General features: G+C 37.9%; 9 protein-coding genes. 8 read left to right on the plus strand and 1 reads right to left on the minus strand.

Translation table 11 applies throughout. The annotated features are described in order from the left end of the window. Positions 1–13 precede the first annotated feature (13 nt). Positions 14–1,084, minus strand: coding sequence for a phosphoribosylformylglycinamidine cyclo-ligase (gene purM / locus AC1M9C_RS10590; RefSeq protein WP_481953654.1), 1,071 nt, complete (start codon positions 1,082–1,084; stop codon positions 14–16). Positions 1,085–1,219: 135 nt separating this feature from the next. On the opposite strand from purM, the gene cxpE reads away from it, so the two are divergent. From cxpE to ahpF, 8 genes are all read left to right on the plus strand, one after another. Then, the gene (cxpE, locus tag AC1M9C_RS10595; RefSeq protein WP_481586444.1) at positions 1,220–2,443 is read left to right on the plus strand and encodes a chloramphenicol efflux transporter CxpE; all 1,224 of its coding nucleotides are present in this window, start codon (positions 1,220–1,222) and stop codon (positions 2,441–2,443) included. Positions 2,444–2,458: 15 nt separating this feature from the next. After that, positions 2,459–3,166 (plus strand): DnaA regulatory inactivator Hda, encoded by a 708-nt coding sequence (gene hda, locus AC1M9C_RS10600; protein WP_035266869.1) that lies wholly within the window; start codon positions 2,459–2,461, stop codon positions 3,164–3,166. A gap of 179 nt (positions 3,167–3,345) precedes the next feature. After that, positions 3,346–5,136, plus strand: coding sequence for a rhombotarget A (rbtA, locus tag AC1M9C_RS10605; RefSeq protein WP_481953655.1), 1,791 nt, complete (start codon positions 3,346–3,348; stop codon positions 5,134–5,136). Between the two features lie 12 nt (positions 5,137–5,148). Beyond that, entirely contained in the window at positions 5,149–7,560 is a 2,412-nt protein-coding gene (locus tag AC1M9C_RS10610; protein WP_481953656.1) for a CSLREA domain-containing protein, read from the plus strand. Between the two features lie 127 nt (positions 7,561–7,687). Beyond that, complete coding sequence (locus tag AC1M9C_RS10615; RefSeq protein ID WP_481951987.1) at positions 7,688–8,470, plus strand: tellurium resistance protein; 783 nt, start codon at positions 7,688–7,690, stop codon at positions 8,468–8,470. A gap of 8 nt (positions 8,471–8,478) precedes the next feature. Next, on the plus strand, positions 8,479–9,609 hold the full coding sequence (locus AC1M9C_RS10620) for a toxic anion resistance protein (protein WP_481951988.1): 1,131 nt from the start codon (positions 8,479–8,481) through the stop codon (positions 9,607–9,609). Between the two features lie 17 nt (positions 9,610–9,626). Then, positions 9,627–10,547 carry a hypothetical protein gene (locus AC1M9C_RS10625; RefSeq protein ID WP_481953657.1) on the plus strand — a complete coding sequence of 307 codons (921 nt, stop codon included), beginning with the start codon at positions 9,627–9,629 and terminating at the stop codon, positions 10,545–10,547. Between the two features lie 171 nt (positions 10,548–10,718). Beyond that, positions 10,719–11,825: alkyl hydroperoxide reductase subunit F (gene ahpF / locus AC1M9C_RS10630; RefSeq protein WP_481953658.1), on the plus strand; the 1,107-nt coding region annotated here is incomplete at its 3' end.

The raw sequence follows: 11,825 nt of genomic DNA on the forward strand, positions 1-11,825 counted from the left end.
AACAATAAACAGATTAAGCGAAGATCACACGAATTTTTTCGTCTGCACCTTCGACAGATTCAGCATTGTCAACAATGTGGCCCATTGTCCATGCTTTTTCGCCGAGTTGATTTAAGATTTCAACTGTTTTATCAGCTTCAGCAGCATCAACAACTAGAACCATACCTACGCCACAGTTGAATGTGCGGTACATTTCAAATTGTTCTACACCACCTTCACGTTGAAGAAGTTTGAACAGCTCAGGCCATTCCCAAGAAGATTCGTTTACTACAGCTTGGGCACCATTTGGTAATACGCGAGGTAAGTTACCTGGTAAACCGCCACCTGTGATGTGTGCCATCGCATGAACATCAACCTGTTTGAGAAGCTCTAGAATTGGTTTAACGTAGATACGAGTTGGCTCCATTGCTACATCAGCAAGTGGACGACCATCAACAATTTGAGTTAAATCAACATTTTTTACATCTAAAATTTTACGAAGAAGAGAGTAGCCATTAGAGTGTGCGCCGCTTGAAGCAACACCAACTAAAACGTCACCAGCTTTAACTTTAGAGCCATCAATAATTTTACTTTGTTCTACAACGCCTACACAGAAACCAGCTAAATCGTAATCTTCACCTTCATACATGCCTGGCATTTCAGCAGTTTCACCACCGACCAACGCACATCCAGCAAGCTCACAACCTTTACCAATACCTGTCACTACATTTGCTGCAACATCAACATTAAGGTGACCAGTTGCGTAGTAATCAAGGAAGAAGAGTGGTTCAGCACCACAGACAAGTAAGTCGTTCACACACATTGCAACCAAATCCTGACCGATTGTGTCATGACGGTTTAAATTCAATGCTAAACGTAATTTTGTACCAACACCGTCTGTGCCAGATACGAGAACAGGTTCTTCATAACCTTTAGGAATTTTACAAAGTGCACCGAAGCCACCAAGACCGCCCATTACTTCAGGACGAGTCGTGCGTTTAGCGACTGATTTGATACGATCGACTAACGCGTCGCCCGCCTCAATGTCGACACCTGCATCTTTGTAGCTTAAACCAGTGTTTGGGGTAGAAGTTGAGTTGCTCATATTGAAGTCTCCGCATTCGCGCGGGGATTATAACCTGAATATACGAAACTCTTATGTTATTTATGCACTAAAATGTTATCTTTACTAAAATATTTTCCTTTACATAACGAATAATCTTAAAAAAGGCGAGTTTCTATGGTAGATCGTACCCTACGCCGTGTTTTTATCCTTGCAGGGATAGCTTTATTTCTCTGGATTTTATACTTATTAAAACCGGTCGTAATCCCATTTATTGGTGCATTTTTAATAGCTTATCTTTTCAGTCCATTGGTTGATCGATTGCATAAGATAGGTTTACCTCGTTGGTTGTCTATCAGTTTGGTATTTATTGGTATTGGTGTCGTGATCACATGGGCAATGTGGTATTTGGTTCCATTAATTTGGGAACAGCTGATGTATGCTAAATCCAGTATCCCGAAAGTAGTTCATTGGGTAAATTATAGCTTCTTACCGTGGTTATCAGATACTTTCAATATAGTGCCACTAGAATTAGATGTAGATCAGATTTCAGCAGCTGTTATGGAGTATGTTCAAACCAATTATAGTGCTGACAGTATCCAAGCGATGGCACTCAAATTGGCACAATCTGGTCTGAATTTTATTCAAATTGGTGGGACAATTGTACTGATTCCAATTATTGCATTTTACTTCCTCTTAGATTGGGATCGAATGCTGAATAGTTTACGTCGGCTCATTCCACGCCCTTATGAAGCTTCAACGCTTGAAATCGTAGGTGAATGCCATAGCGTACTAGGCGCATTTGTAAAAGGACAATTCCTCGTGATGATCCTTTTGGGGATTGTTTATGCCGTTGGTTTACAATTGATTGGTCTGGAAGTTGGTTTGATTATTGGCATGATTGCAGGCTTGGCAAGTATCATCCCATATTTAGGATTTGCAGTAGGAATTATTGCTGCCGTGATCGCAACTTTCTTTCAATTTGGTATGGATTGGACTCAACTCCTTTTAGTTGCAGTGGTGTTCATGGTAGGGCAAGCTGTTGAAGGTTATGTGCTTCAGCCATTCTTATTGGGAGATAAAATTGGTCTTTCTCCAGTAGCGGTCGTATTCGCTGTATTGGCTGGTGCACAATTGGCTGGTTTCTTGGGTATGTTGATTGCATTACCTGTTGCAGCTGTAATCGTGGTACTGCTCCGACATGCACGTGACACTTATGAAAGGAGTACAATTTATGGTACGCCAGCTGTTGCCGTAGCTGATCATGGTGGTGGTGAAATTACAATCCAAACCGATCAGGTTGATATTGAGCTTGATCTCAAACCACAATCAATCAATAATCAACAAGATATTGCAACATCTGAAAAAATCGATGTGCAGAAACAAAATAAAGAACCTTAAGGTGACCAAGCATTTATGCGGCAACTGCAACTTGATATAGAACCTCAACTTGATGCACGGATCAGTGATTTTTCCGGCCCAGGTTGGGGACCCGTCATTGATGCAGTTCGCCAACTTCATGCTGGATTAATGAATCGATTTTACCTTTATGGCGGTGCGGGCACAGGTAAGAGTCACTTATTAACTGCGATATGTGACTCATATCTAGATGTTGGGAAATCTGCAATTAAAGTTTCATTGCTAGAGTTGCTCGATGCTCCAATTGAGGCGATTACTTCATTGGATCGTTATGATTTGGTCGCTCTAGACGATATTGAAGCGATTAGTGGTGTACCGCATTGGCAAAAGGCGGTATTTCATTTAATAAATAATAATAATGATGGTGGAGGACAACTAGTCTTTTCATCTAGATCTGCGCCAATTGAATTGAAACTTGAATTACCAGATCTTCAGTCGAGATTAACTCAAGCGGTGAGTGTTAAAGTGCCAACAGGTCAATCCTACGCTGACCGCTATGCCTTATTACATTCTGTGTTAGATCGTAAAGGTGTGCATTTTGATCCTTTAATTATTGATTATCTGCTGACCAATGGCCCGATACAGACCAGTACCTTATTACAAACGGTTGATCAATTATCAAAGTTACTACAGGGTGAAAAAGTTAAGCTATCCAACGCAACCCTTAAGCAAATCTACGCGCTCATCGATCAGTATAGTGCTTAAATGCTTTTTAAATGTTATTCAAAACTCAAAATGTAGATTTTATCTGAACTCGGCAATTTTTTACTTAAAAATAATTGAGAATTCTAAAAATTTGTGACAGATTAGTCAAAATGGACAAATAGCGCTACATAATTAAAGTTCGCTACTTAAAAAAATAAAGAAAAATTAAGGAGATGGTAATGCTCAGACGGGGCTTAGGTCTTGTATTGTTGTGTGCAACAGGGCATGTATTCAGTGCAGATATTGTGGTTACGACCACTGAAGATATCACCAAAAATGATGATGAATGTTCGTTGCGTGAAGCAATTGAATATATTAATCAGGGTAAACCTGAAGCAGGTCTCAATGGCTGTGGTGGTAAAGATGCCACAGATAATATTATCTTATCTACGAAAGAATATCTCCTAAACGAGCAAGTTCGCATCTCTAAACCGATGGTTTTTAGAACGCAGTATGAAACTACCATTGTCGACGATATTCCTGGTACAAAAAATGCCGTCATAACAATGAAGGGTACTGATAGAATTTTCCATATTGAGCGAATTCGTCCTAAAGCTGATGATGAAATTAGAGATGCTGCAATTGGTGTGGAATTTTACGAAATTACCTTGCAAGGTTGTACTGCATCTGTATGCAAAGACAAAGGTGGATTAATTCTCAATTATGAACGGCTAAAATTTGATAAAAGCCATCTTATCAATGGCAAAGCAAATTTTGGTGGTGCGATTTATAATGTTGAATCATTTATTGAATCCGAAACTAGCAAAATTCGTTCCGCGCGAGTGAATTTAGTTAATTCGTTATTGGAAATCAATCAAGCACAACAAGGTGCTGTTTTATATAGTGAATATCCTGATTTTGACATTAGTGCTTCTGTTATTAAAGGTAATAAAACAACAGATTCAGAAGGTTTCGCAATCTATAGCCATAAAGTGTTGAGAGAAGATGAAACTAAGGTGACCAATCTCAATTATGCCAAAGTGACCAATTCAACAATTTTTAATAATAAGGGCTATATTATCAATGTGAAGGATGGTATTGCACTTAATAACAATACGCTGGTCTTTAATGATTTTGGCTTGATTTTTAATGCACCGTTTAAGAAGGCATCGCTTACTAACAATATAATTGCAAAAAATGGCAATAGAGACTGTCGTGTAGAGACTGCAATAGATCAATCAAATTTAAACAATAATTTATATGGCTTTGGTTGTGAGGGCATAGCTTCAGAACAACTGGGCGAGCGCACATTATTAGCTGGGACTGATGTAGAAGGTGAATGTGATGTTAATTCGTCTGGCATTTTATGTCCGTTCAAAGTCTATTCTGGCTATGCTTTAGGATATTTCCGCCCAAGAGTGTTGCCTAGTTATCGACAATTGACAGATTCTCCGATCATTAATCGTGGACCAGATTCAAATGGTACATCATGTGAAACAGTTGATCAGCGTGGCAACGCACGTAAGGATCGTATTTTGTGTGATCGAGGCGCAATCGAACTGATTCAGTCAAGTACGTCTTCAGGTAGATTTGGCAAAGATATATTTTACGGAGAAATTGTTAAGTTAAATATTAATGATTTTCTAGGCGATGGTGAGCTAATACCTGCTAGTCAATGTGATGCCTTAGTCGGACCTCATCCCAAAAAAGAAGAATGGCAAGCGGGCTGTATGATCATCCAACAAAATAATTCTCCAAGTAAAGGTAAAGCTGAACTACTCCAAAATGGGGAGTTTACTTATACGCCTCAAGGGAATTGGCACGGAACTGATGATTTTAAAGTTTTGGTCGTTGTTTCTACACGTCAATTGAATGAGTCAATGAATCCTTATATTGAAATTCCAACTGTCATTAAACAAGACCCCAGAGATACTTATACAAGCGATAAAGTAAAAACTTCTGGTGGGGGACTAGGTCTAATCTCCGTATTAGGTCTGATGACTTTAATCGCGATACGTAGAAAAAAATAATAAGGGAATCGTATGTTGAAAAGTAGAAAAGCTTTTTTGACCTTAGCAGTTCTGTCTGCAATGTCCTTGATGGCTGCTGAAGATACAATAATTTATGTCACTACCTTTGATGATGAAGACGGTACTAATGATGCAAAGTGTTCACTCAGAGAAGCGTTGACGGCTGCTTCGACTAATCGAGCTTATGGAGGTTGTGCTAAAGGAAATACAGATCGAGTACAAACTGACATTATTCAGCTTGAAGCTGGTACCTATAGCTTGAATGCAGAGCTTCAGCCAACTTCTTCAGTGATTATTAGGGGAAAAGAGCCTGTCGATTATTCCAAACCGAATGTCATTTCAAATAGTTATCCTGCGCAAACTAAAATTCAAACTATAATTAATGGTCAAAATACACATCGCATTTTCAATACGACCAATCTAAATCGACCGAGTTTGAGTTTAAGAAATATAGAGCTGACAAATGGTAAATCATCTACCAATGGTGGCGCTTTGCTATTGGGGGGTGAGACTGATTTATACAATGTAAATATCACAAAGTCTTCAGCGTTAAGAGGTGGAGCGATATTTTTGAATGACAGTGATAGCTCTTTAAGTTATTCGGTCGGGTGGGTGAGTGGTAATACAGCTCAGCAAGGCGCTGTTATAGCAATGTCTTGCTTGGATAATCTTGTGTTCACACGTCGTAAGATTGATTTATCCCGTATGTCTATTACCGAAAATGGAAATACAGCTTCAAACAGTTTATTCTCATTTTGTGGTGAACCTACAGCACAATTGCAAGCAAATACAATCTCTTCCAATGTATTAAATAATACACAAGGTCAAATTTTTCAATTTAGTGATCGTTTAACAGATGGGGGTCAAATAAATTTGAGTCCCAATTCTATTTTGAAGCTCGATAGTAATACGATTATCGCCAATACCGCGCGATCTGTGCTTTGGTATGGAAATACAGGTGCAAAAGCCTTAAATCATAATGTGATAGGTTTTAATCAGGCTAAAGCCTGTATATATAGTCACGGTGATGTGAGCCAAGTTGAGTCAGCACGTATTGAATTATTGGCAAATGCTATTCCACTGAGTAATCCATCTATAGACTGTGATCTACCAGCAAAAGCGTCAGAAAATGCACAAAAAAATAGTCTTGATGTTAGTCAATTGAGTATCAATGATCTGTTTTCAACATCGTTACCGGTTAATGATGAGAATACTAACTTTCATCCTGTCTTTTTTCCAAAGATTAATTCTAGCGGTAAAGATTTAGTTGATTTTGGTACTGATGGTTGTTCGCTGCTTGATCAACGAGGTATTAATCGAATTGGATTGGACTCGCTCAACAGTTTAGATGCGACTCCCAATACTTGCGATATTGGTGCGATAGAAACCTTAAAGTTGACTGTTTCCAATTTAAGTAAAGCAAATGAATCACTGGTTCAAATAAAGAAATCAACTGAGAATAGAATTAAAGCATTCAAAGATGCTATTGCCGATCCTGAAACCAAAGAAGAAGTGATTGATTATTATAATAAGGAGCTCACCGATCAAAAAGCATTTTTTAATGAGTTAAATAATCTTAATCAATATCGTCCAATTTTGTTCGATCCATTTAAATTGAATTTACCAGATGAATTTGTTTCTCCTGATGGTAAGGTGCGAAAAATTGAGCATCTTAATGTTGATAATTATGATGTCAAAGTTGAGGTTGTGGGAGTTGGGAAATTAGATATCGATAAAACATTCTTAGGTAAGTTTGATGATCGGTTGAAATGTGAGTGGAAACCGCAGCTTAAGCAGATAGTCATGTATAGAACAGATGGTCGCATAACACCGAGTGGAGACTCTGAATTCTGTACATATACGCTTACTTCAAAAAGTGACAGTAAAAAAACATCAAGTGCATATTTAATTGGTAATTTTATCAATATCGTGCCAACTGTTCCTGAACGTGTGGAATATACAATCAATCCAAAAAAATCGACTCAAATCAGTGTAAATTTACTGGCTGAAGCGAGTGATGCTGGTGATGGCAACAGAAATGCAATCAATCCTCCAAATAAAAAGGAGTTTTACCATAATGCTAATGGGGATGAGGTATCAATTTATTTTGCAAGAGTACCGAATCCCGTTTCAATTATCGCGGATCGGGTAGAGCCATGTGCTAATGACCGTTTTAAAAAGTGCTATGGTGGAAACATTCGAGTTCAGTTGAACAATAATTTAGATGTCTTTTCCTATGATCTTAAGTACTCAGTATTGGACGCAGACGGCGCTTCATCAGGTGAGGGAACATTAGCTGTTCTAAATACGGAAACAGGGCCTGGAAGTTCTCGTACGAGTGGAGGGGGTAGCCTAGGTGGGTTTGGGCTTTTAGGACTCATTGGTTTAAGTTGGCTTAGAATGAGAAAATCTAAACCTCATTAATAAAAAAGCCAGCATTTGCTGGCTTTTTTTGTGTTTGATTTTGTGTAATATTTTGCAAAAATTAGTATATTTTGAACAGTTTATTGCTACATTTAAAAATTGCTGATCACTTTCTTAAATTACACCAATGTCATCTTTTAATGAGCTTATACCCTTAAATCAAATTGAAGTTAATCCTTCGGATTTGCTCTCAATTAAGAGGCATGATCTTGTTCCTTTATTGACTGATTCGTCTAAACTTAATTTATATGCTGAACATATTGTGCAGGCACAAAATGCTCTATTGGTAGGTATAGACCCCACTTTGAATAAAAAATTAAGCGAAACAATTTCAGATATTATTCAAAAATTGAATCAATCCAAAAAGAAATTAAAACAAAAAAAATTTAATGCTCTCCAAAAGTGGTTAGGTCTGGATTTGGAGTTCGGTGCGGGTCAAATTTCTTATATTCGTGATTTAGATAGACTCATTCTAGATGCTGATCAGCTGTCCCAACGTATTCACATTGAAATCCAAAAGTCTAGTTCTCGATTTCAGCAAGCAGTTGGTTTAAGAGAGCAAATGGCGCGCTACATTCAAGCAGCAAGACAATTTTTAACAGAATACCCAGATTTTTCTCATCAGCGCCATCCACTTGATAACTTTGAGGAGCGAATGGCTAAAAAAATACAAACATTAGAGTCGGTACAAGCAAACAATGATATTTCTCTCATGCAAATGCAATTGACTCAACAACTTTCATTAACTCTAACGGATCGTTTTCGCGAAGCGCAGCAAGTATTAATCCCAGCTTGGCAATATCATCTTGAGCAAACTCAAATTAAAAATGGCGCAGTCGATATTGAAAAGTTAGATCAAAGTCGTGAACAATTGATTCGATCTCTAAAAAAATCATTAATTAAAGAATAAGGTGTGTTATGTCTGATTTACCAATTCAAAAGAAAAATGAATCGTTAAGCTTAATTTCTACGGAGGAAAAGTTTTCCAAGTTAGATTTAAAAGAAATTGGGTTGACGACGTCAGACCTTGTAGCAGTCGAATCAGTACACCAAGAACTAGCTGATATGAATCATGCAACGGTTGCTGAATATGGGAAAAACATTGCGACTAAAACGGCGACTTATACGGATGAACTGCTGGATTTAGTCAAAAATAAAGATTTGGATGCAACAGGTCAAAAGTTAAATGAAGTCGTTACAGTGGCTCAACAGCTCAATACAAACAGTATTTTAAGCCCTGCTAAAAGTTCAGGCTTCTTGGGCAGTATCTTAAATCGATTTAAAGGTGCGAAGCAGAGCTTTGATCAAAAGTTCAATTCCACTAAAGAACAAATAGATGCTTTAGTTAAAGAAATCGAAACCTCTCAACAAGGTTTAAAAGACCGTGTAAATACATTGGATCGTATGTTTGATGGTGTGCAGGATGAATATAAACAATTAGGGGTTTATATTGCTGCAGGGAAAATTAAACAACAAGAAGTTCAAGAGCAAATAGCTGAATTGAGTACGCTAGAACAAGATGCGCAAACCAATCAAAAAATCTACGACTTAAATCACTTAGCAAACAATTTGGAAAAAAGAGTGAGTGATTTACAGGTATTGCAACAATCTGCGATGCAAACATTACCGATGATTCGAATTATTCAATCAAATAATTCAATGTTGGTGGATAAGTTTTATGCGATAAAAAATATCACGCTTCCTGCTTGGAAAAATCAAATTAGTTTGGCGATTTCATTACAGGAACAAAAAAATAGCGTCCAATTGGCCAATACTATTGATGATGCGACGAATGAATTGCTTAAACGAAATGCAGATTTATTACACCAGAATTCAGTCGATACTGCTCGAGCAAATCAACGTTCAGTGATTGACATTGAAACACTTGAACATGTTCAAAATACCCTCATTAAAACAGTGAATGATGTTATTAGTATTCAGAAAGAAGGGATGCAAAAACGTGAAGAGGCATCAATCCGTATTAAGGCTTTGCAAGGAAATCTTCAACAACTTGTTTTGGATTCGAGTCAAAATCAGCCAAAACACTAATATCTTGAGGTTTAAATTTGAATAAAACCAATGAATATCTTGTGGCGCAGACTGAGATTCAGAAAAGATTGTCTGAATTGTACAAACGAAATCGCATACTTAATTTATGGGGATTTTTGAGTACCAGTGTATTCATCATTTCAGTCGTGTCGCTTTTTATTCATCAGGACATGATTTATGGTTTTATGGGCATGAGTGAAACTGTTCAGCAGCTTCATTTGCCACATAGTTTAAATGAAGTCTTAAACGTGTACCAACATCAGCCTGACTATTTTTTTAATTTAATATCTTGGTTAGGCTGGTTAATTCTAAAAGTATTTAGCTCAGTCATTGGTGCTTTTTTTATTGTTCATTTTTTAAAAAAAATAAGTTTTTTCTATGTGCGCTTTCAATCATTTGTGCTTAAGTTTGTAGGTTGGTTAATTGCTGTCATCTTAATTTGGTCAAGTTTGACCTATGTTCAATATGACTTGAATGATGAGTCTTTAGAACAACAATATCAATTAAGTCATTATGATAAATCGATTCATGAAAGTCAGATTGCTGTCATCATGAGTGAACAACAGGTCAATCCAATTATTCAAGCCTACGTCCTTGCGCAAGTGGCTTTGATTCACAAACCTGAAGATACCAAGCTAGCAACTGCATATTTAGCTCGACTTGCGCAAGCTGAAAGAAATGAAAAACAGTTTGTCGAATATGGCTTTAATGCAGAGCAGTTATGGTCAATGCAGCAACAAGTGTATGGTCAATCTATTACTCCTTGGGCAAAAGCGATAGATCCTCGGGCAAATCAGGCACGACAAATCTCAGAAGTCGTCAAGATGATGTTCATGCTGCTCTCAGCTATCATGTTATTGGCAATGTTTATTTTCTTTGGATTAGCTCGTAGTTTTAAAAGCAGAATTCAAACGATCACTCAACGTTTGGAGATATAGTTAAAGTTTGTACTGTTACGATCATCATAAAAGAATCATTCATTTTTAAATGGATGATTTTTTAATTCAATTTTTCGATAGTCTTTATGTAAACTAACTGTTTTACCTATTTTTGTATTTCTTCTAATATAGCTTTATCAAACAAATATTACTCCTTTGGAGACGTTAGCAATGTTAGATCAAAATACTTCAGCTCAATTAAAAACGCTTTTAGAACGCCTAGAAGGTCCAATCGAATTGGTTGCGACTTTAAATGATTCAGACAAATCTGCAAAAATCAAAGAACTTGTGGAAGAAGTGGTGGCACTTTCTCCATTCGTCACAGCTCGTTTTGATGGTCAAAATAAACGTGCGCCAAGCTTTGGTATTGCAAAAGCAGGTGAAGAACCGCGTGTCTTCTTCGCAGGTTTACCAATGGGTCATGAGTTTACTTCTTTGATTTTGGCATTGCTACAAACTTCTGGTTATGCACCAAAAGTATCTGATGAAGTATTAGCATCCATCAAAGCATTAGAAATCAAATCTGACTTTGACGTATTCGTATCTTTAAGCTGTCATAACTGTCCAGATGTGGTTCAAGCACTTAACTTGATCGCAATCTACAACCCTGGCACAACAGCAACCATGATTGATGGTGCATTCTTCCAAGACGAAGTTGAAGAACGCAAAATCATGGCTGTTCCAATGGTGTTCCAAGACAACGAACATATCGGTCAAGGTCGTATGACATTGGAAGAGATTGTTGCGAAGCTCGATACTAACTCTGCAGCGAAAGATGCTGAAAAGCTCAATGCCAAAGATGCATTTGACGTGCTTGTGATCGGTGGTGGTCCTGCAGGTAACACATCTGCAATCTATGCCGCTCGTAAAGGTATCCGTACGGGGATCGTTGCTGAGCGCATGGGTGGTCAGGTCATGGACACGATGGACATTGAAAACTTTACATCAGTGCAAAAGACGCAAGGTCCTAAGTTTGCTGCTGAAATGGAAGCACATGTTCGTGAATACGGTGTCGACATCATGAACTTACAACGTGTGTCTGACATCAAAGGTGCGGATGAAACTGCCAACGGTTTAGTTGAAGTAACTTTAGAGAATGGTGCAAAACTTGAATCGAAAACGGTCATCTTGTCTACAGGTGCACGTTGGAGAGAAATGAATGTACCGGGTGAGCAAGAATACAAAACCCGTGGTGTTGCGTACTGCCCACACTGTGATGGTCCATTGTTCAAAGGGAAACGTGTGGCTGTGATCGGTGGTGGTAACTCTGGTGTTGAA

Source organism: Acinetobacter sp. 24-47-39 (assembly GCF_056783825.1).